Annotated in this window: 28 protein-coding genes; 14 read left to right on the top strand and 14 right to left on the bottom strand. The window is 34.8% G+C overall.

The features are described 5' to 3' along the window. Positions 1-14: 14 nt before the first annotated feature. Both nusA and H6614_02515 read right to left on the bottom strand, forming a co-directional pair. Positions 15-1,415 (bottom strand): transcription termination factor NusA, encoded by a 1,401-nt coding sequence (gene nusA / locus H6614_02520; GenBank protein ID MCB9242531.1) that lies wholly within the window; start codon positions 1,413-1,415, stop codon positions 15-17. Between the two features lie 12 nt (positions 1,416-1,427). Next, positions 1,428-1,910 (bottom strand): hypothetical protein, encoded by a 483-nt coding sequence (locus tag H6614_02515; GenBank protein MCB9242530.1) that lies wholly within the window; start codon positions 1,908-1,910, stop codon positions 1,428-1,430. A gap of 191 nt (positions 1,911-2,101) precedes the next feature. Between H6614_02515 and H6614_02510 the strand changes: the two genes are divergently transcribed. From H6614_02510 to H6614_02500, 3 genes are all read left to right on the top strand, one after another. After that, positions 2,102-2,572 carry a hypothetical protein gene (locus H6614_02510; GenBank protein MCB9242529.1) on the top strand — a complete coding sequence of 157 codons (471 nt, stop codon included), beginning with the start codon at positions 2,102-2,104 and terminating at the stop codon, positions 2,570-2,572. Positions 2,573-2,602: 30 nt separating this feature from the next. Then, positions 2,603-3,085, top strand: a complete 483-nt coding sequence (locus H6614_02505; GenBank protein ID MCB9242528.1) for a hypothetical protein — start codon at positions 2,603-2,605, stop codon at positions 3,083-3,085. 95 nt (positions 3,086-3,180) lie between these two features. Then, positions 3,181-3,519 carry a hypothetical protein gene (locus H6614_02500; GenBank protein ID MCB9242527.1) on the top strand — a complete coding sequence of 113 codons (339 nt, stop codon included), beginning with the start codon at positions 3,181-3,183 and terminating at the stop codon, positions 3,517-3,519. A gap of 201 nt (positions 3,520-3,720) precedes the next feature. Here H6614_02500 and H6614_02495 read toward each other — a convergent pair whose 3' ends face one another. The 4 genes from H6614_02495 to H6614_02480 all read right to left on the bottom strand — a co-directional run bounded on the left by H6614_02495 (position 3,721) and on the right by H6614_02480 (position 6,897). Continuing rightward, positions 3,721-4,287 carry a hypothetical protein gene (locus H6614_02495; GenBank protein ID MCB9242526.1) on the bottom strand — a complete coding sequence of 189 codons (567 nt, stop codon included), beginning with the start codon at positions 4,285-4,287 and terminating at the stop codon, positions 3,721-3,723. A gap of 16 nt (positions 4,288-4,303) precedes the next feature. Beyond that, positions 4,304-4,624 carry a hypothetical protein gene (locus tag H6614_02490; GenBank protein MCB9242525.1) on the bottom strand — a complete coding sequence of 107 codons (321 nt, stop codon included), beginning with the start codon at positions 4,622-4,624 and terminating at the stop codon, positions 4,304-4,306. 105 nt (positions 4,625-4,729) lie between these two features. Next, complete coding sequence (locus tag H6614_02485) at positions 4,730-6,025, bottom strand: retropepsin-like domain-containing protein (GenBank protein ID MCB9242524.1); 1,296 nt, start codon at positions 6,023-6,025, stop codon at positions 4,730-4,732. Positions 6,026-6,114: 89 nt separating this feature from the next. Beyond that, complete coding sequence (locus tag H6614_02480; protein MCB9242523.1) at positions 6,115-6,897, bottom strand: AraC family transcriptional regulator; 783 nt, start codon at positions 6,895-6,897, stop codon at positions 6,115-6,117. Positions 6,898-6,967: 70 nt separating this feature from the next. Here H6614_02480 and H6614_02475 point away from each other — a divergent pair, with 70 nt between their 5' ends. The 3 genes from H6614_02475 to H6614_02465 all read left to right on the top strand — a co-directional run bounded on the left by H6614_02475 (position 6,968) and on the right by H6614_02465 (position 9,859). Continuing rightward, the gene (locus tag H6614_02475; protein ID MCB9242522.1) at positions 6,968-7,474 is read left to right on the top strand and encodes a GNAT family N-acetyltransferase; all 507 of its coding nucleotides are present in this window, start codon (positions 6,968-6,970) and stop codon (positions 7,472-7,474) included. A gap of 99 nt (positions 7,475-7,573) precedes the next feature. Beyond that, positions 7,574-8,359: an alpha/beta hydrolase gene (locus H6614_02470; GenBank protein MCB9242521.1), complete on the top strand. Its 786-nt coding sequence runs from the start codon at positions 7,574-7,576 to the stop codon at positions 8,357-8,359. A 204-nt stretch (positions 8,360-8,563) separates the two neighbouring features. Beyond that, a complete protein-coding gene (locus tag H6614_02465) occupies positions 8,564-9,859 on the top strand; it encodes a class I SAM-dependent methyltransferase (protein ID MCB9242520.1) in 1,296 nt (431 codons plus the stop codon). A gap of 170 nt (positions 9,860-10,029) precedes the next feature. On the opposite strand, the gene H6614_02460 is transcribed toward H6614_02465, so the two are convergent. The 3 genes from H6614_02460 to H6614_02450 all read right to left on the bottom strand — a co-directional run bounded on the left by H6614_02460 (position 10,030) and on the right by H6614_02450 (position 12,659). After that, entirely contained in the window at positions 10,030-10,776 is a 747-nt protein-coding gene (locus H6614_02460) for a T9SS type A sorting domain-containing protein (protein ID MCB9242519.1), read from the bottom strand. 662 nt (positions 10,777-11,438) lie between these two features. After that, positions 11,439-12,011, bottom strand: coding sequence for a hypothetical protein (locus tag H6614_02455; protein ID MCB9242518.1), 573 nt, complete (start codon positions 12,009-12,011; stop codon positions 11,439-11,441). Between the two features lie 429 nt (positions 12,012-12,440). Continuing rightward, the gene (locus H6614_02450; protein MCB9242517.1) at positions 12,441-12,659 is read right to left on the bottom strand and encodes an AbrB/MazE/SpoVT family DNA-binding domain-containing protein; all 219 of its coding nucleotides are present in this window, start codon (positions 12,657-12,659) and stop codon (positions 12,441-12,443) included. A gap of 318 nt (positions 12,660-12,977) precedes the next feature. On the opposite strand from H6614_02450, the gene H6614_02445 reads away from it, so the two are divergent. From H6614_02445 to H6614_02410, 8 genes are all read left to right on the top strand, one after another. After that, the gene (locus H6614_02445) at positions 12,978-13,364 is read left to right on the top strand and encodes a hypothetical protein (protein MCB9242516.1); all 387 of its coding nucleotides are present in this window, start codon (positions 12,978-12,980) and stop codon (positions 13,362-13,364) included. After that, positions 13,348-13,995 (top strand): lipase family protein, encoded by a 648-nt coding sequence (locus H6614_02440; protein MCB9242515.1) that lies wholly within the window; start codon positions 13,348-13,350, stop codon positions 13,993-13,995. Before H6614_02445 ends, H6614_02440 begins: the two co-directional genes overlap by 17 nt. A gap of 19 nt (positions 13,996-14,014) precedes the next feature. Then, on the top strand, positions 14,015-14,305 hold the full coding sequence (locus H6614_02435) for a hypothetical protein (GenBank protein ID MCB9242514.1): 291 nt from the start codon (positions 14,015-14,017) through the stop codon (positions 14,303-14,305). A gap of 335 nt (positions 14,306-14,640) precedes the next feature. Then, positions 14,641-15,483, top strand: a complete 843-nt coding sequence (locus tag H6614_02430) for a class I SAM-dependent methyltransferase (protein ID MCB9242513.1) — start codon at positions 14,641-14,643, stop codon at positions 15,481-15,483. Between the two features lie 7 nt (positions 15,484-15,490). Next, the gene (locus H6614_02425; protein ID MCB9242512.1) at positions 15,491-16,582 is read left to right on the top strand and encodes a polyprenyl synthetase family protein; all 1,092 of its coding nucleotides are present in this window, start codon (positions 15,491-15,493) and stop codon (positions 16,580-16,582) included. A gap of 24 nt (positions 16,583-16,606) precedes the next feature. Beyond that, entirely contained in the window at positions 16,607-17,629 is a 1,023-nt protein-coding gene (locus H6614_02420) for a hypothetical protein (GenBank protein MCB9242511.1), read from the top strand. Further along, positions 17,626-18,693 (top strand): hypothetical protein, encoded by a 1,068-nt coding sequence (locus H6614_02415; protein ID MCB9242510.1) that lies wholly within the window; start codon positions 17,626-17,628, stop codon positions 18,691-18,693. Before H6614_02420 ends, H6614_02415 begins: the two co-directional genes overlap by 4 nt. 12 nt (positions 18,694-18,705) lie before the next feature. Further along, positions 18,706-19,230: a hypothetical protein gene (locus H6614_02410; GenBank protein ID MCB9242509.1), complete on the top strand. Its 525-nt coding sequence runs from the start codon at positions 18,706-18,708 to the stop codon at positions 19,228-19,230. A gap of 8 nt (positions 19,231-19,238) precedes the next feature. On the opposite strand, the gene H6614_02405 is transcribed toward H6614_02410, so the two are convergent. The 5 genes from H6614_02405 to H6614_02385 all read right to left on the bottom strand — a co-directional run bounded on the left by H6614_02405 (position 19,239) and on the right by H6614_02385 (position 22,816). Beyond that, the gene (locus H6614_02405; protein MCB9242508.1) at positions 19,239-19,958 is read right to left on the bottom strand and encodes a hypothetical protein; all 720 of its coding nucleotides are present in this window, start codon (positions 19,956-19,958) and stop codon (positions 19,239-19,241) included. A 6-nt stretch (positions 19,959-19,964) separates the two neighbouring features. Then, complete coding sequence (locus H6614_02400; GenBank protein MCB9242507.1) at positions 19,965-20,603, bottom strand: hypothetical protein; 639 nt, start codon at positions 20,601-20,603, stop codon at positions 19,965-19,967. Positions 20,604-20,623: 20 nt separating this feature from the next. Beyond that, positions 20,624-21,382: a hypothetical protein gene (locus tag H6614_02395; GenBank protein ID MCB9242506.1), complete on the bottom strand. Its 759-nt coding sequence runs from the start codon at positions 21,380-21,382 to the stop codon at positions 20,624-20,626. Then, on the bottom strand, positions 21,379-21,897 hold the full coding sequence (locus H6614_02390) for a hypothetical protein (protein ID MCB9242505.1): 519 nt from the start codon (positions 21,895-21,897) through the stop codon (positions 21,379-21,381). Before H6614_02390 ends, H6614_02395 begins: the two co-directional genes overlap by 4 nt. Before the next feature lie 79 nt (positions 21,898-21,976). Continuing rightward, a complete protein-coding gene (locus tag H6614_02385) occupies positions 21,977-22,816 on the bottom strand; it encodes an acyltransferase family protein (protein ID MCB9242504.1) in 840 nt (279 codons plus the stop codon). Positions 22,817-22,818 lie beyond the last annotated feature (2 nt).

The raw sequence follows: 22,818 nt of genomic DNA, 5'->3' as shown, positions 1-22,818 counted from the left end.
TCAAAAAAACGTGTTTATTCAGTCTCTTCTGAAGTTTCTTTCTTTTGTTCTTCTTCATCTACGCTTTCTTCTTCATCATCTCCGTCTTCACTTTCTTCTTCTTCTTCCTCTTCATCCTCATCTTCTTCATCTTCGCTTTCCGATTCATCTTCGTTTTCCTCTTCGTCGTCTTCGTCGGACTCTTCGGCCTCTTCATCACTTTCTTCTTCCTCTTCATCCCCATCTGATTCGTCTTCTTCACTTTCCTCAGCGTCTTCGTCGGACTCTTCCGCGCTGTCCTCAACCGTTTCGGTTTCTTCGACTTCTTCTTCGGACTCATCACCTGCCTCATTCGCTACTTCATCATCTCCTGTCTCATCAGATTCTTCCTCTTCCTCATCTTCTTCCTCTTTGATAACGTCTATTTGATAACCGGTAAGTCTGGAGGCAAGCTTTATGTTCTGCCCGTTCCTACCAATAATAAGGCTCATCTGGTCATCATCCGCATAGATTTTAGCGACCTTGTTTTCTGTATCAAGATAAATATCCTGGAGCTTAGCAGGTGACAGAGCTCTTGCGATGTAGAGAGCGGGATCATCGGTAAAGTTTATCACGTCGATGTTCTCATTGCTCAGCTCTCTAACTATAGAGTGTATACGCATACCCTTCATACCCACGCACGCACCGACCGCGTCGATCCTATCGTCATTAGAAATAACCGCGATCTTTGCTCTTTCACCCGGAGCGCGTGCAATAGCTTTAATTTCAATGATACCGTCATATATCTCAGGTATTTCGAGTTCAAATAGTTTTACAAGGAACTGGTCGTCTGTACGCGACGCAATAATAAGCGGCGGACCGGACTGTCTTTTTTCAACACTCTTTATAACAGCCCTAACTGTGTCCCCTTTTCTGTAACGCTCTTTCTGAATCTGTTCGGATTTCGGGAAGATTATTTCGTTTCCGTTATGAATAAGCAGTATCGAGGTCGGCTTTATCTGGTAAACCTCGCCGACAATAATCTCACCAACGACATCCTTATATTGATTAAACGTAACTTCCTTTTCGATTTCCCTTATCTTCTGGTTGAGATTCTGTTTAAGATTGAGCACGAGCCTTCTGCCGAAATCATCGATAGGCATTTCCTCTACATAATCATCACCCACATCGAAATCTTCACCCGACTGCTCTTTCGCGCCTGCGGGATCTATTTCTGTATTTGGGTCAACGATCTCTTCTACGACCGTCTTATAGAGGAAAATCTCAATGTTACCCTTTTCCATATTAACAATTACATCAAAATTGGCTTCAGGTCCGTATTTCTTTTCCATCATTTTGCGGAAAGAATCCTTAACCACGCTTTCAAGAATATCCCTATCGATATTCTTTTCTTTAGCCATCATAGAAAAGGCTTCTATTAGATCTGACTTATTCATTACCTGTTTAATTTAAAATTTGATTTTCACTTTAGACTCTTTAACGTCCGTGAATTTAATTTTTACTTCTTCGTTATTTTCGGAGGATAATTTCTTATCCTTCTTTTTACTTTTCTTAATTTCCTTTTCAAGGACCAGAACACCATCATCACCGACATCCCTAAGTACCGCCTCCATCTTCGTACCGTCATTCATCACAATATCGAGCGTCCTTCCGATGTGTTTTTTCATTTGCCATGGAAATCTAAACGGCTTATCAACACCCGGAGAAGATACTATAAGCTTCGATATGAAAGAATTTACGTCTTTACCGGAAAGTGTCTCATTTAAGTCCCGGCTGATCTTTGCCAGGTCATCAAGAGAAACCGGTTCAACACTATCTAAAAAGAGCTCAACGATCCTATTCTTTTTCTCGCCTTTAATGGTTATATCAACGAGTTCGTAGCCTGTGTTGGCGAGACAACTATTTGTAATATCAATTATTTCTGATTCCATTCAGGAAAAAAAAAGTGGGTCAAAGACCCACTCATAAATTAATCATTAAATCATGTAAAACTAGACATTCCAGCTATCAAAAACAAGTAAATTATCAGTACATTAAAATGTCTGTCGCTAAAATTGGAACAAGAAATTGTCATAGCAAGTTTCAGAAAATAGACGTATATAAAAGTATAACTTTAGGGAAGATGAAAACACTACTATTTACACAGGCAATAGTAACGCTTATACTGCTATCGGGATCATTGAACGCGCAGACTCTCTGGAACGTGGACGTGCAGGATGTAGAAGCGGCAAAGTCATGGCAATACGATGAAGGTATTTATATGAATAGTTCAGATGCCTCAGCGGCAGGATTTACGGGTATATCATATATACCTGAAGCAGGGTTTGTATTTTATATAGAGGATGCCACAATAGATGATTATCACAAAGTCTATAACGAGCTGGTAGAGAAATTCGGTACGGAAGATCTTAATAAGGACTATATAGACCCAACCATACCATTCGGGCGAAAAAACATCTCCGCCAAAGTTCACGAAGAATCTATAAACCAGGGTCATACGTATGTTTACCGGGAATGGAATGAGGGCGATACTAAGATAAGGTTTTTCTGGAATCAATACCGATTTTGGGTAGAAGCAGTAAAAGTAAAATAAAAAATACAATTAACTAAGGGAGAAAACAGAATGAAACTTATTAAATATTCATTCGTGGCAGTATTTGCATTACTATTATGCACGGCAGTAAACGGATATTCACAAGACGGAACCTCAGATGAGGGCACAGTGAAGGAAGTTAAGTCCGACGATGGTACGATCAAACAGGAAGATGACAAGCCCGCGCCGGTCGATGACAAAGTAAAATCAGATGACGGCACAGACATAAAGACAGAGATCAAGACCAAGGAACAAGAGATCAAGGAAGAGATGGAGAAAAAAGAAGAAGAGAATTCCCAGGTAAATGGTGAGGAGAAAAAAGAAGACGCAGAGACTAATAACGGAACCATAAGGGAAAAGATAAAAGAGAAAATAAAGGATGAAGAGAATGGCAAGAGTGAATCAAAGGGTAATAAAGATAAAAATAATGATTCACCAGACGACCACGATCAAGGAAAAGGAAACGACAAGAAAATAAATAACAATGATGATGCCCCAACAGACGGGAAATAAATCATCATATATATAAGTCTTTTAAAACCCGGAAAACCCCGGGTTTTTTTATTCCCATATGTAACAAAATACAATAATAGCAAGTAAATAATAGCATGAGCTATAATCTAGATGGAAAAAGAATGAACGTCGTAGAGACGGATCCGGACGGTGTAGTCAATTCGGACACGATATTTGATTTTTCACAGGACGGTGAGACCGTATATGCCGTGTATTGCGGAGGTAAAATAGAGAAGGGCTTTCTTGTTGGGACAGTATCGGGTAGCAAGTTGGAGTTTGCTTACTGCCAAAAACAAACAGACGGGAAAATAGATCAAGGAATATCAGTTTGCGAAGTTTCAACAGGTACAGACGGTGAGTATATTATTATCGAAGAATTTGAGTGGAAGTCGCGTCCGGGAATAAAAGGGAAAAATGTTTTTAAGGAATTGTAACGAAGCTCATAATTTAGTCACGATACAATTACTATGATTATGAGAATATTCCGTTTGATTTGGAATGACCAATGATGTAACTTTATAATACAGACAGACCATTAAGAAATGTTTTTTCTGTATTCCCCCACATCATGATAAACTAAAGCCCGGAGGAGTTTATTTTCCCCGGGCTTTTTAAGTTTTAAATCAACAATCAAACTATTTAATCCCAATGCTCATTTTGAACTCCCCTTTCCATGGATCACCGGACATCTGGTTCTCGCTTACGATGAGCTGCCATTGACCTGCTTCATTGAGGTCATAGGAAATAGTAGGTCCGAAAGGACCGTCACCATCACCATTAGGACTGATGATCTGAGAAAAACGGATATTATTCTGTTCTTTTCCCTCTTTGCTGATAGCTTCGATACTTCCGGTCAGCTTTTGCCCCTTTGAAACATCCATGAAATAGGTAACACCGTTGAATCCGTCGATATTTCCTTTTATTTCAACTTCGGTAGCGCCTTTAGGAAAATTAATCTTATAGCCCCCGGCTATTTTTTCAGTAAGAGGTTTATTATCGGAGGTATTTTCTGTTTTTTCTTCTTTGGCGTCCTGACTTCCGGTATTGTTATCACCGGTGGTATTACCGTTGTCAGTATTTGAAGGCGCTTCATTGCGAGCGGTATCATCCATCTTGCTATTAGGGTCATCTTTTTTATTACCACAGGAGGAAATGCCGAGTGCCAGCATCGCAATGATCACAAATATCGATAAGTTTTTCATTGTAAGGTTATTTGTATTATTTAAGAATATCAAAATTAGGAAATATTTTTTCCGACTCAGGGAGGTCTTCCATACAACCAAACTCACCGAGAGCCATCATTTCATTCCAGATCTGCAGTATATCAGGATCTTTATGTACTGCGTCGATAGATTCCTGAGATTTCCATGCAAATATCTCTACGAGATAGCCATTGGAAGCTCTAACCAAATAATCGTCTTTTTCAGTAATGTAATCTTTTTGCCGAAGTATCTCGATATGCCTATCAAGGATGGGGAGAAGTTCGTCTGTTTTACCCTCTTTGGGTTTATAGACCGCAAAAGCTAAAATGCCCTTCATGATTTTTTATTTAAAAATAATAGAAATGGATTTGAGAAGCAAAAAGCCTGGAACCATCGCGGATGATGACTCCAGGCTTTACTAGACAGGAAAAATGATTATTACTTAATTAAAGTCTATGAACATACTTTCAAAGTTTATGGTGTATGACGAATATTGCCATATAAAATCCCTTCCAAGATTTCCGAAATATTTCGTGTCTCTGCCATGAATAGGTTCTGAGATCAGATTGACCTCATCGAGAGTATAAGATACATTTGCAGTTTTTAGATCCATCTTATCGATTATAAATCCTTTAAAAGTTACAGCACCACCTGCGCCTTCAATTTTTATATCTTCAAGTTCATACTTCCCATCTATCTCCTTTTTATAAAAATTATAATATGGGTAGTACAACATTGTTCTTTTTGCTCCTGTATCAAAAGCAAATGTAAGAGAGTCATTACCATTTATCATCTCAATTGCAGGAGTGAAACCATTAAGCAGGAAGTTATTGTAAGCTTTTGCGCCGGGATTATTCGGAACGAACATTCCATTTTCAGACATCCTAATCTCCCTCATATCCCTGATCACAGGGAATCCGATTATTGCCTCAATGCTGAGCCCGACGGAAAATGTAAGAGCCTCATCCGGGAATACAAGGAAAACCACATTATGGAAAGTTATATTACCTATCTTCACTTCCTCAGCATATCCCATTTCCGAATCAATCTTTGTGCCCGTAACGGAGTTTACCTTAAAGGTACCTTTAAGGATCTTGATACCTACTTTCTCAGCATAGGACCTCATTACCACCGAAAAATTCGCGCCTGTATCAAAGATGAAGTCATTTTCCACACCGTTTATACCAACAGGAATGGTCTTTCCGGCAAAGCTGCTACCAAATTCAAGCTGAGTGTCGCCGTTTATTTCGGAGGATTGCGGAGGAACGTCTTTTAATATCTCCCAAATTGTACCGGTGTTGGAATAATCTTCTTTTTCCTCGGGTTTCAGATCATTACCATATTTAGACATTATGGTCTGGGTAACTTCCATTGCGCGTTTGTAATTCCTCAAATGAACGTAGTTTGTTATCATTGCCCCGTAAATATCTTTTTTCAAAGAATCATGGACAGCATCTGCGTGAGTATTAAGAAGAGTTTCGGCATATTTATTGGAAAGTTCCGGTTTGTTATTAATACTCTGATACAGCGTTTCAAAATACAAAGCCTGCCAGTCCTCAAGTCCGGATCCTGAAGCTTCGAGCATATTCCTGAATCTGAAGAACTCCTCATTCTCATATAAGGAATACAAAGTACTAAACAAGACATCATCACCCGATCTTGCAATAGAATCCTTCATAAGGTTTGACATTGTGAATGACATGATTAAAATAAGAATTATCTTTTGAAAATGGCTCATTATCACTTAAAAATTAAGATTCATAATACCATATAAGATAATAAGACAGGTAAAATATCTATTGTAAAATTCCGTCAGGGAGGAAATTGTCAGAATTGTCTTTCGTATTGAACAGATTTTTGGCGTTCAAGGAATCTAAGGGGGGCGTCACCAAAAATATCCTTAAATGCCTTATTAAAATGAGGCTGGTCAAAGTAACCGAAATCGAAAATGAGTCCTTTATCTGCAAAATCGTTCTTTACCATCTCTGATGCCAGATTAATTATCTTCATTGTTTTTAGGAATTCTCTTGCAGTAAGCCCTGTCTCATTTTTAAATCGTCGCTGGAATTGTCTCTCTCCTATCCCGGTATTCTTTATATATTCCGAGTAATCTATATTCCCCTTAGAGTCGAGAAATTCACGGACTGCTTTATAAATAACCTTGTCAGCGGGTTCGATCTCTTTTTTAAGGATAGCATTCCCGAAATTGCGAATTTGATCATCAAAATTACTTTTTACCGGAAGAAAGTATTCTACTGGATCTATTACATTATCGCAAAGCTCCGACACAGGTAGAAATGAATTTTTAAGGCCAGAACATTTTATTCCGAACAATGGGTATATAAGAGGTGAATAAAGCCTTATACACCTTATAAGAGTTCCGCCCTCTGAAGGAAACAAGGTTTTTTTGGTGAATGCTCCTTTTAAAAAAAGTGAGACTTCGTTGTTGTTTGATCGAATGATAATAGATGGCAAGAAGTCGGACATTAATTTAAACGGTCTTTCAGGCATATCTTCTTTTACGGAAAATTCCCACACCTTTTCTATTATACCTTCAAAATCACTATGAATAGGAAGTTCTCTGTAAATGAAATTCTTATTTTTTTTCATTTCCTTTTAATGGGTAGTGTTATTAAAATTAATATTACTTATTATGACCTTTAATCAAATTCAAAAAACCATGTCTGTGCTTGAAACCACACGTTTAATATTACGCAAATTCAAGCCGGGTGATTCAGAGTTTATTTATAAGCTGGTTAATTCCCCGGGATGGCTGAAATATATAGGCTCGAGGGGAATTTCAGGTCTTGAAGAGGCACAGAAATATATAGAGACACTTTTGATACCACCATACGAAAAGTACGGGTTTGGGCTGTATATGATGGTGAGGAAAGACGATGGTGTGTGTGTCGGTATGTGCGGATTAATAAAACGGGATACTATGGAAGATGTAGATATAGGTTTTGCGGTACTGCCCGAATACGAGGGCAATGGGTACGCAAGCGAGGCGGCCATCGCAACCATGGATCATGCGGACCAATTGGGATTAAAAAAGATCGTGGCTATTACAGTTGAATACAACACCGGGTCGATAAAGATACTCGAGAAACTGGGTATGAAATTCGAGAAAACTATCCGTCTGCCGGATGACCCGGAGGACCTTATGCTATATGTAAAGGAATTGTAAAACCCTTCCAGGTTACCTAAAAAATCTGGGTAAATAAAATCCAAATCAGCTAAATTATCTGAGGTAGTGATCAAATCTAAAACCTTGGAGAAAACAAAAATGGGTAAGATCAACTCAAAAACGGTCGTGTTCATTCACGGCGCCTTTGTCACCAAAAATTCCTGGGGTGAATGGCCCGCCTACTTCGAAAGTAGGGGATATAAATCGGTTGTGCCCGCATGGCCTTTTAAAGACGCATCCCCGGCTGAACTCCGTAAGCGTCAGCCCGACCCGGACGTAGCAAAGCTCAGAATGCAGGACTTAATAGATCATTTTACAAAGATAGTAAGCGAGCAAGAGGAAAAGCCTATTGCAATCGGACATTCATACGGCGGACTTTTGACACAGATCCTTCTTAATAGAGACCTGGTTGTTGCCGGGGTAGGAATTCATTCAGTTCCTCCTCAGGGTGTAATTCCAACGGCTCTTTCGTTCTATAAAGCCACATGGGGACCGCTTGGATATTTCACCGATGCAAACAAAACTTTTCTATTTACACAGAAGCAATGGAATTTTGCTTTTGCAAACGGTCAATCACCCGAAGATCAGAAAGAATCCTACGAAGAGTATGCTGTACCGGAATCAAAACGTATAAACCGCGACGCAGTTACAAAAACAGCAAAAGTTGATTGGAAAAAACCACATGGACCATTATTGATAACCTCCGGTGATACCGATCAAATATTGCCGGTTTCTATTAGTTACTCTAACTACAAAAAATATAATAAAGAGAACGGTTCTGTCACTGACTATAAGGAATTTAAGGGGAGAAACCATTCGGTGCTCGTTCTGCCCACATGGAAAGAAGATGCCGATTATATAATTGATTGGCTGGAAAGAAATTGATTGTGTAATAAATATTAATTTTTAACAAAGAAGTGTCCTTTCTACATAATTCACTAATGGACACTTTTTTCGGGCTATGTTAAGCAATTGATAACTTATAATTAAGAATTGCTTTCGAAGTACGAATTGGGTAGAAAAGTAGAGATATAAATATAAACTTACGGTTCGGGACAATAATGTCCGATTCATAATCAATTCAAGAGTATGGAAAGAAGCCCTTTAGATTTTATTGTTCCCAAAACAGAATCAACACGCTCCCGGTATAAACCTGGTAAAAACCCTTCCTTTGGACATTTCATAGAAGATTATATAAACGGCAAGATAGATATAAACGGAGATTTTGAAGAGTTCATGGCATGCAGAGGAAATTACTTTGATTATACTTATACACCTCACCACGTAAAATTTTTTGTAACAAGATTTATTCCTGAAGTAGCGATCCATTCGAAGAAACAAGATGAGCGCATTGTACGTGAGCACTATGATAGAGGAAATGACTTCTTCGCATCATTTCTTGGACCACGTATGGTGTATACAAGCGGATTCTGGATGGATCCCAAAACAGAATCGCTGGAAACGGCACAGGACAGAAAGATGGAAATGGTTTGCAGAAAGCTCTTCATGGAACCGGGTAAGAAATATCTTGACATCGGATGCGGCTGGGGAACGCTTGTTACATACGCTTCAAAATATTTTGGGACCGACTCGACTGGTGTAACGATCGCACAGGAAGGACATGACTGGGGAATGAAACAGATAAAGGATCATGGAATCAACAATGACCAGGCTAGGATCCTCCGCAAAGACTACAGGGATATTCCGAAAGGAAAGAAATGGGATTGTATCTCATGTCTCGAGATGGGAGAACACGTGGGAATAAGGAAGTTCAAGGGCTTCATAAAAATGATATACGACATGCTCGAAGACGACGGGAGATTCTATTTACAGCAGGCAGGCTTGAGAGCAAACCCGGGAGCTTTCACGAAAGGAGAACATAAGCAGGACCTTGTCTGGGGATTATTTATGAACGAATATATTTTCAGCGGTGCGGATGCTTCACTTCCATTGAAATTTCTTGTTGATTCCTTGCAGAGCGCAAATTTTGAAGCAGCACATATAGAAAATATTGGCATTCACTACTCTCATACTATACAAAAATGGTATTATAATTGGCTCGGCAATGAGGAATACATAACGGAGCATTACGGCCAGTTCTGGTTTAGACTCTGGCAGTTATTCCTTAAATGGAGTGTAGATATTGGTGCGCAGGGAAGCTCCACCTGCTGGGCGATAACCTCACACAAAAATCTCGACAGTGTAGACAGGAATAAATACATCGAACAGGCTAATATGGGTTTGTGGATGGATCTTAGAGAACCAAGAAAACTTGATAGAATGTTCAGTGAACCTTATTTGGAGCTATTTAAATTGTCCAATACGCAATATCATACTAATGGAAAGCCAAAACAGCACGAAGAATCTATCGTAAAGCAGGATTAGATTCATCTAATTGTATTGTTATAACTTTAGTGAGTATATAAATTAATTCCTTTTTCAGGACAAGAAGGTTTCTTTTTCTCCGATAATGCAATCCATCGTTGGATTTGATATATTGAAAAAGGAGTATCGAAAAGACTACTCCATAAATCTATTTTTAAATCTAACAATTCCTACTTAAGAAGAATCATTTTTTTAATAGAAGAGTAATTGCTGCTAATTAACTTGTAATAATATACCCCACTTGGCAAATTTTCCCCATTAAATTCTAAATTAAAATTACCTGACTTCAAATTTCCTGAGATTAGTGTCGCTATTTCCCTTCCCATTGAGTCATAAATTTTTAGTGAGGTATATCCAGCAGTCGGAATGGTGAATCTAATTCTAGTACTTGGATTAAATGGATTTGGATAGTTTTGGTACAATTCAAAGGACTCCAGTGATAAGTCAGATTCAAGTTTTAAAGAATTTTCATCCGGACCACTTGAACTAACATCACACACTAATGCACAAGGACATAAAGAATCGCACTCTAATCCAGATGCAGAGGTCAATGAAATATAAGATTCGAATTTCAAATTAGGCCCGTATATATTAATAGTATCACAACCGATGTAATCATCACAACAAGCTACGATTTTATATAAACCATTTGCTATTGAACCGACCGTATATACACCTTCTTCTTGGAAAGCACACTCAGTAAACTCTCCACCAATAATTGGACATGTCCAAACTCTTATATTTTTATCGGGTATACTAGATACATAAACCGTTAATTCTGTATGAGCAGGAGATGATACAGTATTAATAGAATTGTCGTTGTTGATTTTTGAACCGGAAGAATTCTCATTTACACTAAATACAAAACCTGAAATAAAGAAAACAACAAAACTAATTTGGATAATTTTGGTTTTCATTGTTTTACAATTAAAGTTTTTAAAATGTTAAGCGCCAGATTAACATTCCCGTTCTGAGTGGAATTGTAGTAGTGTGGTGAATGACTCATTTAAGATTGTTATTTTTTTGTAATTTAACTCCTTTCTTTAATTTTTTAAGTGGATAGTAAAATAACAAAGGAAAAAACACTTATAGACTATCAAAAGATATCACTAATAATAATTTTGTTATTTCTTGCTAAGTTTTAAAAGTTAGCATATACATAATATAGTATTATTTTTTTATATTCCAAATTAATGAGTTCCGAAAAACTGTAATAACTAATAGCACAACCGGTTAAATTTGAATGAATTTGAATGGAGTCTTGGATTGCATGTTATAAGTCAAATATTAATAATATATATTCATTGTTTTAGAAACCTGCAATTCTTATTTTGATAACTTTAATTTGCACCCTTAGCTCAGTTGGTAGAGCAACTGACTCTTAATAATATAATCCCATCCCTTCACTAGAGTATTAACCCATATAAGATAAAAAAGGTTAGCATGTATAGCTAACCCTTTTTATCTTATCGCATACGATTTGCATACGATTTTTCCTTAAATGCAATGAATGTACATTAATCTCCATTTATGATCTAGCTCGGTACATAGCAAATCGGTTGAATTTACGGCACAACACCTACTCGTTCTTCCGTGGAAAAATATTATGCTCACATAAGTTATTCCAATCTGCATTATCACTACCACTCAAGGAAGACATACTATATATGTCATTCTCTTCATAATATTCTCCCCATAAATATCGGCCTTTAAATCTTTTTGCTACCTTTTGAGATTCTTTTTCGGTAAAGGTCATAGCAATCTTTTGGGATGCATTCAAATCCCAAGGTTTTAACACAATACTTTCCTCTCTCGTTCTTCTACTACGTCTTGACGAAACTCGCCTTACCCAGTGTTCGTATGCCTTGGAAAATTCAATACCTTTAAATAATACTCTTCTTTTGATGATATCTCCTATAACATATCCCGTACCAGGTACTTTGATAAAAAGAAACTTATTATACAGAATTAGCTTTTCTGTTAAAATATGAATATTGCTTTTTAATTTAGAAGTAAATGACTTTAAAGCAATTTCGGCCTTTCTTCGGCTCGATAAAATTTTGCCGTTGGTTAAATCAACTAAGAAATGTAAGTTCTCATGGATTGAAATGAAAATTTTGTCAGGATGTGAGTAAGTGAAACTATGTGCCATAAAGGTAACCTCCTCTAAAAGTTTTAATTTTTATTGTTTACTAAAAATCGTAACTTGAATCGCCAAATAACTTACCCTAACGTAAATTAGCAGAAGCTCTCTTGACAGATTAGAGAATTGTTTCATGGATGGTTGACGAATAGTAGGAGTTTACCTTACAATGAAATCAGGTTTATAACTCGCACTTTATGACTAAATATGAGGTGCGAATTATCGGGGGTTCATCAACTTAATCCGATAACTATAAATCCGGGGGTCATCAATCGACCCCCTATTTTAAAAAGAACATTTTCTCAAGATATATAGGATTTATCAGTGCCATCTGAAATTAATGTAAATAGACAGAAATAAAAAGTCAAGTTAATATTGTATATAAAAAAAGGAGAGTTTGATAAATACTCTCCTTTTTACGAAATTCATTGCGGTCAATTAGCCAGCAAACTTTGCCACTTGAGTTTGATCAATTACATCTCCCAATTTTACTAAAACAAGTTTTGAACTTCCTGGTGAATTACTAGGAGCAGTAAATACTGCAAATTTTTCACCCCCTTCAATCTTTGCCTCTTTGCGGGTTTCTTTATTAATGACAAGTTGACCACGATGATCCATTGTAGCCACTGAACTGAACTTCGCGTGATTTTTAGACATTTCATTCTCCTTTCAAAATGATTTGTTAATAAAATTAAGCTGAATAATCCGAACAATTTCACAAATGGAAACGAGGGGAGTTGAACAATAATTCAGATTAATCAGATACAAATGTAAGATTAGTGATTTTCGAAATTTGAATCAATACAAAATATCAGATGTTTAAAATATAAAATTACTAGTTGGGGGTCCCCATAACTCAATAATATTCAGTTCTTTTTACTTTTAGACCTTAATCCATTGAAATTAATTTATTTACTTGATTATTATATATTTTTTTATTATTTAAATTTTAAAAAATCAATGTAATTATAAAAAATGGAACCAAAAGATATAGTGACTATTATTATTTCTTCGTTTTCACTATTTATAAGTATCGGAGTTGCAATAGCCACTTTTAAATGGACTAAAAAATTTAGTACCAGTGATTATCAAGCTAGTCAACAAGTAAAAAAAGATACACTTGAATTATTAGCTACCCTTAGAACAGTAATATTGAAGACAATTTGGTTTAACCAAACTAAGAGTAAAGAAATTAGCATCATGCCTGAAAAAGAAAGAATTAATCTATTTATTAATAGATCAACTGCCATTGCCTATTATGTCTGGTTTGGAACAAAAAGCAACCTGGCAGGTATTGCTACTGAGAAATGGCGAATTTTTTTTCTAAGGATTGTAGAATTAATCAATGCAGAGAATAAATGATGTTTTCATTATAGAAACTGAATGGGTCATAATCGTTGGAATTAGAAATCCGAAATTCGTAATACTCGCAATTAGGGGGACAAAAAAACTTTATTATCAAGATTGGTTAGTAAATTTACGAATTACCCGAAAACTTCATGGAAGAGACATAAAATTTCATAAAGGTTTTTATAAAGCTATTTCAGATTGTTATTCTAAAATTATTGCAAATATTAATAGTTCGGGATTTAATAATGTGCCTATTTATGTAACAGGTCACTCATTAGGTGGTGCTATGTCCGCTATCCTACATTCTGAATTTGCACTAATCAATAAACCAAAATCAATCGTTACACATAGTTGTTATACTTTTGGAATGCCTAGATATGGTAATAAACAAGCAATAGAAAGTTTAGAAAATCCATTTCATATTTTCAGCAGAAATGACGTAGTGCCTACCGTCCCATACAAATGGCTAGGTTATGAGAATAGTCAATATGAGCGTATGCTTGATGGGAATACAATTAGTAAACTGAGTTATAGAAATAATAAGGGTGTATGGGATAACATTTCTTCTCTATTCACACTTACAGCTATCTACGAACATTATATTGAAGTATACGTGAAGCGCATGAGAAAATTAGTTTTTTAAAATAGGTTATCTATATAATATGGAAAAGGAAAATTGTTCTGAAAACATCTTTTTTTTACCTAGGACTAAAGATCCCACAAATTTATATGAGATTCCTACTGCACCCAATAAAAAGGGTATTTTAGTAGAACATCTAGATAATGATTATACTACGGCACCAAATGTAAATGTTCAAGTTGACAAAGTTGTAGTAGCTTATCTACAGAAAGGGCATAAAGCAATTTTTCTAGGAAATGTTTCAATTGGATTAGACGATACTAAGGAAGTGGCTAGAGTTAAGTATGATTATGTTGATATAAATGATATATAAAAGTTATAGTAATTTTAGTGATAGTTACAATTTATGTATGTGTTTCTTTTAAGAAGCGCAGATTCCTGTCACATAAAATTAGTGGATTTTACGCTGATGAACGTGTTATACAGATAAGTTATATTTTATCTTCTCTACAAAAGTCATCGTTAAGGTTTTGCAGACTAACACAGGAAAGAGATTTGAGAAGTGTGCCAGAAACACTAAACTCAGTCCACTGATTGGTCTGCATTTTTATTAAATAAAAGATACGTTTTCAATGGCGTTTTTTATTTATAATAATATATTATATTTCTTGAACTAGTCTTAATAATAAGAAAAAATATACTCATAATATGAAGTTAAATTTTGATAAACATAGAGATGTTTGGGGTCCAATATTTACTTTAAGCTTAAACCAATGGGGAAAAAAAGTATTAAATCCTGCTACAATCTTTACTGAAAATGGACAAATTAAGTTAGAAGAGTTTGGGAGTACCCCGCATGGATTAATATTCAAAAAGAAAAAAAGCCAGTTTACTAAGAAGGGCATAAAGTATTATCCAATGGAAAAGATTCCGGATGATTATGAAAAAGTAAAATATTTTGATTATTGTGCCGAAGAATATGAAATGGCGACACATGAGTATAAATCATACATATTCAAAAAATCTTTCGAGATACTGAAGAAATATTTATCACCAAACATACGATTGCTCGATTGTGCATGTGGCCCTGGATATGAAGCTATAACTATAGCGAAAAGTGTCCCGCAAGATGAAGTTGTATGTGTGGATTTATCTCAAGAGATGATAACCTTAGCTTACAATAATGCAAAAGAACATCATATGACTAATATGACATTCTTTCAAGCCGATGTACAGAATTTACCCTCTGAATTATTTGGAAAGTTTGATATTGTACACTGCCAATTGAGTTGTAGTTATTTTACTAATCTAGATTTATTTGCAAAGAATGTGTATATGGCTTTAGGAAAAAAAGGTTTTATTTTTTTAATTGAACCATTTCCTAATTTTTATAATTCATATAGCATCCACTATGCGAAAGCTGCAAATCCGTTTTTTTTGCGTCTCTACACTAGTAATGAATTAAAAGATACTTTCTTGCGTATTGGGTTTTCAGATTTTTACTGGAAAGAGATATTACCTGGGATTGGGTTAAGCATAATTTCAAAGTAAGGTTCTTATGTATAATGAATCAATAATAAATGAGACATTAGATTATACACGAGATATTGTAATTGAAAAAATACATGAACTCACTATTAAAAAAAGTAAGATTAAGGATGCCTACTCCACTCTATATCAATATTTATTGGATTATCCTTTTAGAAAAGGAAAGGCTTTAAGACCTGCCATTTGTATTAGTGTTGCCCGCGCGGTTGGTGGAATGGCACAATCCGCACTAATTTCAAGTGCTGCACTCGAAATGTATCATAATGCCTTTTTAGTGATTGACGATTGCCAGGACTATAGTGAAAAAAGGCGTGGTAAGGAGACTATGCATAGAATGCTTGATTTACCCAGAGCTATTAATATTGGAAATGCTACAAATGTATTAGCACTTGGATTTTTGCTTGAAAACTTGAAATCAATTGGTGTTTCTAAAGCTTTATATATAATGCATGAAATTGAGCAAATGGCTAGAAAGAGTGTCGAGGGACAAGCAATGGAATTAGATTGGATTGCCAATAACACCTTTAATCTAAAAGATACGGATTATATAATGATGTGTAAATTTAAAACTTGTTATTATACAATTGCTGAACCTTGTCGTATTGGATATATTATTGGAAATAAGTTATGGAATGAAATGGAAGTTAATAAAAGCTTACATATTCTAACTGAATTTGGAATGTCATTAGGTATTGCGTTCCAAATCCAAGACGACCTGCTAAATCTAACTGGGGAAATAGAAAAATACGGAAAGGAAATTGGTGGGGATATTTTCGAGGGAAAAAGAACAATAATGCTTAATCATGTGATCTCTAATTCGGGCATACATTCCAAGTTAATAAAAGATATTCTTAGGAAACCGAGATCTGAAAAAACTGAAAAAGATGTGGAATTTATTTTAAATGAGATGAAACGTTGTGGCAGTATCGAGCATGGTAAAAAACTTGCCCAAAAGTATGCTCATAAGGCTCAGGTATTATTAGATGAAATGACATTTTTAAGATCATCTTCGATACAACCAGAAGAGCAATGGGAATGTGAATTTGCAGATAGACGCTTCATAGCTGAATTGGTCAACTATGTTGTGTATAGAAACCTCTAATTATTAAAATAGATACAACTGTTGATGATCAAATTCATTCCAATTGAACAACCTGCTAAAGAAATTGTGCTTTCTGTTTCTACACAATCAATAATATTATTGAGGATTTCTATAAAAAGTAAGTTTGTAGCCCCAGCTGTAATACAACCCAAGGTTGAGGATTGGATTGACGAGAAAGGAGTTCTGTATCCGATTCATTGCAAAGTCCAGCCTCAGTATCTTTATTTGGCATCGGGCTCAACCTCATCAATGAATTTTAGCATCACTGTACCGGCTATATCTACTAAAAAAAAATCTTTTTATACAACAATTCTTTTTTCAGGTTTCCAGAATTGTTCGGTAAGAGTCAAGATTGCAATCGATAGGGTTTCTAACTCACCAGAAATTATAGAAAAAATTATTCAACTAGATTTGCCTTTATTTAAATCAAATTCAAATAAAAGCATTTATCCTAATAATTCTGAACAAGTCAGTAGAATCTTGTCCAGCCTATCTGGTATTGAAATTATTCCAGCTAAATGGTTGATTTTGGAATTAATTTTTATTCTTTGCGAAAAAGGAATACATGTTGCGGATCAGAAAAAGACAAAAACAGTCATTACTAAATTATGTACAACTAAGTTTTTTAAAAATGGAGTTTTAATAGTGTCAGGATCACAGATTGTCCATTGGATTACTACTAATGCGGGCATTCATAAAGGTATTCGCAACGTGATAGGAAATCAAAGTAACCAAACTATGATATTGGAAACTTGGGAGCGGTGGCTATTAAACTTAGTCGAAAACGACATTGAGGATATTGCATTTGAAAATGAAGTCCAGTTGCATAACAATAAGAATTTTGATGAAATCATTTCCTTTATTGGAAATGAACCCGAACGTTGGTTTTTGTTTTTTCTTTTGGGGTTGATGGAAGTTTCTCCTAGAATAAATGATATTATACATCAGTTGTGTAAGAAAAATTTGAAAAAAAAAGTAAAAGGAACTCCAACTAAACCAAAGACCACAAGCAACGTTTTAAATGAACTGGGTTCAATTCAAAGATGATCGTTGAAAATCAAATTTTATACTTACTTGAGGAATTTAAGATACCATTTAAAGATCCATATTGTCCAAATGATTGGAAAGATTGGTATCACTATATCCTTTACGATCCTAAAACTAAGGTAAGATTTTTATATAATATATGTTTTAATGGAAAACCCGAAACAGGATATATAACAGATACATTTTTTCTAACAGTCCCTAAAGGATTTATTCATGGGAATATTTCTAATCCGAACATAATGGAGACTTATGGATTTGCTCGAAATACAAAATGGGATAAGTTGGATTTAAACCTGTTCCCTTTCCAGTATATTTGCAAAAATATTAATTTTGCTATTCATCATAATGTATCAAAGCTTGACGTAAGCAATAAACAATCTGAAATTGAATTTAAGTTGGTAGGAAAAACCAATTCTGATCCAATTTATATACCTGAGCTAGCTCCTTTTGGTAAAGGATTTATGGGCTGGGGAGTTATTCCTGATTATAAAATGGCTGGAATTATTGGGATTGGAAATAAGAGAATCAGTGTAACGGACCAATGGTATGGGTACCACGATAGGAATTTTGGGAGATTCAATTGGGGTAACATTGGCTGGACGTGGTTTGTAATTAATACTACAGATGCTAAAGGTGCGAGCTGGACTTTTGTATTGCATAGAAGCAATAATAATGATTTTTCAAGAATAGGCTCTCCAATATTGTTTATTTATAATAATAAAACTTTAAATAAAGTATTTTTGGGAGCAACAATAGATATTCAAATTAAATGGTCAACTAGTACTGAACTTCATCCGATCTTACCGGGAGCAATGGCTTCTGTCTTCAGCGATAGAACTATCAAAACGCCATATCAATTAATTGTTAGAGCAAAAGATGAGGTAGACAATATACTTATAGTCATGGATACTGAAACTCAAACAGAATTGATAGTACCTGATAATCAGACAAAAAATTTTACTTTTTTAAAAGAGCTAAGTGGTCATGCCTTAATAAAGCAAAATCTTCGTAAGAAAGCAGAATTATTCGAAAATGCTTTTTTTTATGCAGAATATGTACATTAATAATCAATAGACATGATACAACCAGAAGTCCAATTACATAAAAGAAATAATGCAGATATCCTTATTGAAATGATTTGTAAATTAGTAGACATCATAAAATATGAAAATCAATATGCCTTTGAACTACTATGTAAGGTTACTTCAGGAAAACATACCACTATCGATATTGACAACTGTAAAGTTTATTTAAAGGCAAGAAAAGATGATGATTATATATTAGTTGCGAAGGAAAAAAAAGGTAAAGCAAATACTGAATTTATTTGTTCTTCACTAACGTTAAAAAAAATAATGAATGGTATGATAACTATCGATGGCGCTATTGCTCAAAATGAAATAAACATAAAAGGATCATTTAAAGAATTGAACGAAGTTTATCAATTGATGATTACTTTACTTACAGAAGGACCACTGAATCATAGATTAAGAGAATTATGGGAGGATTTTAATGAAAACTGGAATTGCCAAGAACCGTCACTTAGTTTACAACCTTTAGAAAAACAAAAACCCGTCTTTGATTATTTAATTACCCCAAAATAACTTAATAATTATTTTTTAGAGGAAGTATTATTTTTTGATGAAGAACTTTTTGCTTTAGTAGATGATTTTTTACTCGCAGTTTTGCTTTTCTCAAGAGGAGTAACTTCCAAAACAATATCAAAATAGGTTTTCTCAAATCCTTTTATATTTACGTGAGATCTATAGATTCCTGGAAGCACATTTTTGGGCACTGAAATTTCAGCTTCAATTTTCTTGGGATTATCCCTATTTATGATAAATGAACTCGGTTTAAAAGAGATTTTTGTATTAAATGAAGATTTGTTAACTTCATTAACAAACTTAGAATTTTCTATCACACATTGTATATCTTTTTCCTCATTATTTGTAATTAATACAGAAATAGTTGTTTTTCCGCCAGCCGGCGCAGTTGTTGGAACTTCAAATGCCGGTATATCAGCGGAGCTAGTATTTGGATTATAATTTACCTTCCCATTTGGAGTGTAGATTGCTTCATTAATATTTTTACTAAATGTGACAAAGACTTTAATAAGATTAGTTGTATTTTTGACGCTTAGATCTACAATTGATTTTATAGTATCTGAAATTAGTTTTTGTTGAATGATTGAAAAATCCTGTTGCTTAAAATCTATCTTCCCAATATTTCCAAGAAACTTTGTAGTTTCGGAAATTATCTCAGTATTTGCCCTCGAGACTTCCTCAAATAAGGTTTCTAATTCTTTAGAAATAAAATTTGTTTCATTATACATATTAATTTACCCTTTTTTTATTGGTGAGTCACAATAAAAGTGCGATTGCCAACCTTGAAAATGTGTAGTCAATCTTTTTTCGCTCCAAGGTTTTGACTCAGGAATATTTGAATAGGGTAATACATTTAAGTGAAGGCAAACATTTTGATTTATATCCTTTTCTCTAATTACAATATTTGTATTATAGGTGTGTCCCGTCTCAAATTTTACTAAGTCAATTGAGACAAAAATCATTTCTGACTCACCTGGTTGGAGGGTCACTTCTGATCTGTTTAAGGCTGGTTGGCTTGGAGCAGTATTTCCTGTATCATCTTTTAAAGTTCTAACTCCTACTCTATAATGTTTGTTAACTTTTTGAACATTTTTTATTTTGAATGGAACAACAATTCTTTCTCCTTTGTATGCATTACGGGTAATTGCCGCTAAGCACTGAGGTGGGCACTCATGCTTAGGGGGACAACAAGAGCAATCATCATTTCGATGAAAATTCAGAAGATTTGGAAACTCCTCAATTATTTCATTCGAAGTACCTTTAATTGCATTTAAAGATTTTTCATTGAAATCCATTATAAAATTAAATGTTGAACGAGACAAATCAGATGCTAGAGAAAATAAACCTTCAAAGCTATTTTTAGTGCTTTCCATTTTGAAAAAAATTAATGTAGTTATTGAATAAATTTATAATTCAACATTTGATCAATAAATCGAACTCTTCCTTTGATACAACCATTTATTTTACAATCCTTGGGAATGGAAAATGTAATATTAATTTTAAGTTCTTGCCCAGGTTCAATCACTTTACCTGCTTCCGCTAAGGAAACGCCAATAAACATAGAATTATGATTACGAACATTTTTAATCGCATCATCTACTAATGAAGAGAACCCTTCGTCAGCTTTTTCTTCTAATGCCAGAGAAAGACTTTTACAAAGGAAATCAATATCAAAAGCCAAGCTTTTATTTAGGGTTGGTAGAGTAAATGGAATATTTCCATCGTTAAAAATTGTACAAGTTTGTGTAAATGTTTTGCCTGCAGAAAAACCCTGGAATAAAAAACTTGAAGGTTCAACCTTATAATTCAAATATTTTTCAACTTTAATAATTATTTTTTTCTTGGTTGTTTCTAGATCAATAAAAGTTTCATATTCTCCAGGTAAGGTTTGGGATGGTAATGGCAAATGTATGTTTAAATCTTTTTTTACCCCGGGGCGGATAGAACGGTTTAAGACTATTTTATCTAACTGTAATCCTTTTTTTACATCAGTACTATTGCTGAGGGGAACTTCCTTAATGAATAAGATTTCATCTTGCTCATTAGATATCATCATATTTCCGTTCATATAAGGGGGTATTCCAGATATTGTTATAACATCATTTTCAATGCGAAGATTATCTTTTAAATTATTTGAAATTACTTTCCTCATTCGGCTTCTTTATATTTCACTTCTTTATTATCACCAGGGAAGGGAGTAGTATCAACCTCACAACACGTAACTTCGCATCGTTCATGTGAATTAGGAACATAGGGCTCAGTAATTGCTTGAGCTTCTCCACCAAGACAAATTGAAAACAATTCATGTCCCAAAAATTTGAAACATGCTTGTTGATACATGGGAAGATGCAGTCTGACTTTCATCATATCTTTAATGTCCTGTACCGTAAACCTAGGCAAATTCATTAATTCCATTGAAAAGGCCACAGGATTGTTGGGGTCACCTTTGATAAAAGCTGATACCGGTTTTTTCTCGTCACCTAAGATCAATACAGAAACAGGTTTATTGATATCACCTGTCATACTGGTATTAAGGTTTAACGTTCCATTAACGTTCGCATTTATGTCAGCATTTGCATCAACAACAGCATCAATCTCTGAATCTGTTCGTAATTTAATGTCTTTCAGGATATCTTTTAAATCGGAGAGGTCGGGTAAGCTTCCCATTTTTTTCTTTTTTTAAAATTAATTAAGTTAAATTAAAATAGCAACTAAAATTTCAAATAAATAACTTATTATTTTATTACTAATACGAAGATTCTTCAATCAATTTATCAAGCTCTTTTTGCATAATTGTAGTGATATGATCATAACATTCATTCACATATTCTCTCTCAGATGAGAGGTTTTTTTGCCCTTTCTTGGGTTTAGGTAACTCAATCGGTTTACAAATTCTAATATAGATTTTTGTTGGCCAAGGAATATTTGGCATAGGACCAATTCCTACTCCCCACGGTGAACCAAGAAAGATTGGTGCAACTTCCGGTTCTATTCCGAAAGGCCAGGGCATCCCCATTTTATGGAGTTCTTTTAATAAAGGTAGTATATCACCTAAAACTATTAAGGTATGATGAGCGCCTACAGAAATTACTGGTATAATAGGTACATCTTCTTTTAAAGCAAGTTTTATAAATCCTTTATGACCGTTAAAAAAAATTTTATTCCATAAATGAAAAGGACGAAACACGTCTTTTCCACCACCGGGGTATACAAGCACTGATGCTCCCCTCTTAAATGCTTTATTGGCAACTATAGGATGTGCAACTATTGCTCCAAATTTTTCTAACGATTCTGCTACTGATGGCATAAATTTCCAAACCATTTTGTGCATTAATCCATATAATTCACGTTCTACTCCAAAATGGGAAAACCAATCATACATGAACATACCAAGATCGGGAGAACCTAAGCCACCATTGTGAGAGCCTGCTAGTAAAACTTTCCCATTAGGTATGTTTTCCCAGCCATCACTTTTAACACAAAAATAGTATTTATACTGCAATTCAAGAAGAGGCAGGATCTTCTTAATAATATTTGGATCTCGTTTATTTAAAGACCAACCAGGTCCAGTTTTTGATTCTTGCATTG

It is taken from the genome of Ignavibacteriales bacterium (assembly GCA_020635255.1).
Lineage (GTDB): Bacteria > Bacteroidota > Ignavibacteria > Tepidaquicellales > Tepidaquicellaceae > JAEYVS01.
This window is presented reverse-complemented; position numbering and strand designations above follow the sequence as displayed.

Coding starts and splice junctions, on each gene's coding strand:
- H6614_02395 (MCB9242506.1), bottom strand. CDS start 21,382: ATGAGGAAAGTAATTTCAAATAATTTAAAAGATAATCTTCGCATTGAA.
- H6614_02445 (MCB9242516.1), top strand. CDS start 12,978: ATGGAACCAAAAGATATAGTGACTATTATTATTTCTTCGTTTTCACTA.
- H6614_02420 (MCB9242511.1), top strand. CDS start 16,607: ATGATCAAATTCATTCCAATTGAACAACCTGCTAAAGAAATTGTGCTT.
- H6614_02475 (MCB9242522.1), top strand. CDS start 6,968: ATGTCTGTGCTTGAAACCACACGTTTAATATTACGCAAATTCAAGCCG.
- H6614_02430 (MCB9242513.1), top strand. CDS start 14,641: ATGAAGTTAAATTTTGATAAACATAGAGATGTTTGGGGTCCAATATTT.
- H6614_02390 (MCB9242505.1), bottom strand. CDS start 21,897: ATGGGAAGCTTACCCGACCTCTCCGATTTAAAAGATATCCTGAAAGAC.
- H6614_02440 (MCB9242515.1), top strand. CDS start 13,348: ATGCAGAGAATAAATGATGTTTTCATTATAGAAACTGAATGGGTCATA.
- H6614_02495 (MCB9242526.1), bottom strand. CDS start 4,287: ATGAAAAACTTATCGATATTTGTGATCATTGCGATGCTGGCACTCGGC.
- H6614_02400 (MCB9242507.1), bottom strand. CDS start 20,603: ATGGAAAGCACTAAAAATAGCTTTGAAGGTTTATTTTCTCTAGCATCT.
- H6614_02480 (MCB9242523.1), bottom strand. CDS start 6,897: ATGAAAAAAAATAAGAATTTCATTTACAGAGAACTTCCTATTCATAGT.
- H6614_02415 (MCB9242510.1), top strand. CDS start 17,626: ATGATCGTTGAAAATCAAATTTTATACTTACTTGAGGAATTTAAGATA.
- nusA (MCB9242531.1), bottom strand. CDS start 1,415: ATGAATAAGTCAGATCTAATAGAAGCCTTTTCTATGATGGCTAAAGAA.
- H6614_02410 (MCB9242509.1), top strand. CDS start 18,706: ATGATACAACCAGAAGTCCAATTACATAAAAGAAATAATGCAGATATC.
- H6614_02460 (MCB9242519.1), bottom strand. CDS start 10,776: ATGAAAACCAAAATTATCCAAATTAGTTTTGTTGTTTTCTTTATTTCA.
- H6614_02470 (MCB9242521.1), top strand. CDS start 7,574: ATGGGTAAGATCAACTCAAAAACGGTCGTGTTCATTCACGGCGCCTTT.
- H6614_02385 (MCB9242504.1), bottom strand. CDS start 22,816: ATGCAAGAATCAAAAACTGGACCTGGTTGGTCTTTAAATAAACGAGAT.
- H6614_02435 (MCB9242514.1), top strand. CDS start 14,015: ATGGAAAAGGAAAATTGTTCTGAAAACATCTTTTTTTTACCTAGGACT.
- H6614_02490 (MCB9242525.1), bottom strand. CDS start 4,624: ATGAAGGGCATTTTAGCTTTTGCGGTCTATAAACCCAAAGAGGGTAAA.
- H6614_02510 (MCB9242529.1), top strand. CDS start 2,102: ATGAAAACACTACTATTTACACAGGCAATAGTAACGCTTATACTGCTA.
- H6614_02485 (MCB9242524.1), bottom strand. CDS start 6,025: ATGAGCCATTTTCAAAAGATAATTCTTATTTTAATCATGTCATTCACA.
- H6614_02425 (MCB9242512.1), top strand. CDS start 15,491: ATGTATAATGAATCAATAATAAATGAGACATTAGATTATACACGAGAT.
- H6614_02455 (MCB9242518.1), bottom strand. CDS start 12,011: ATGGCACATAGTTTCACTTACTCACATCCTGACAAAATTTTCATTTCA.
- H6614_02465 (MCB9242520.1), top strand. CDS start 8,564: ATGGAAAGAAGCCCTTTAGATTTTATTGTTCCCAAAACAGAATCAACA.
- H6614_02450 (MCB9242517.1), bottom strand. CDS start 12,659: ATGTCTAAAAATCACGCGAAGTTCAGTTCAGTGGCTACAATGGATCAT.
- H6614_02515 (MCB9242530.1), bottom strand. CDS start 1,910: ATGGAATCAGAAATAATTGATATTACAAATAGTTGTCTCGCCAACACA.
- H6614_02505 (MCB9242528.1), top strand. CDS start 2,603: ATGAAACTTATTAAATATTCATTCGTGGCAGTATTTGCATTACTATTA.
- H6614_02500 (MCB9242527.1), top strand. CDS start 3,181: ATGAGCTATAATCTAGATGGAAAAAGAATGAACGTCGTAGAGACGGAT.
- H6614_02405 (MCB9242508.1), bottom strand. CDS start 19,958: ATGTATAATGAAACAAATTTTATTTCTAAAGAATTAGAAACCTTATTT.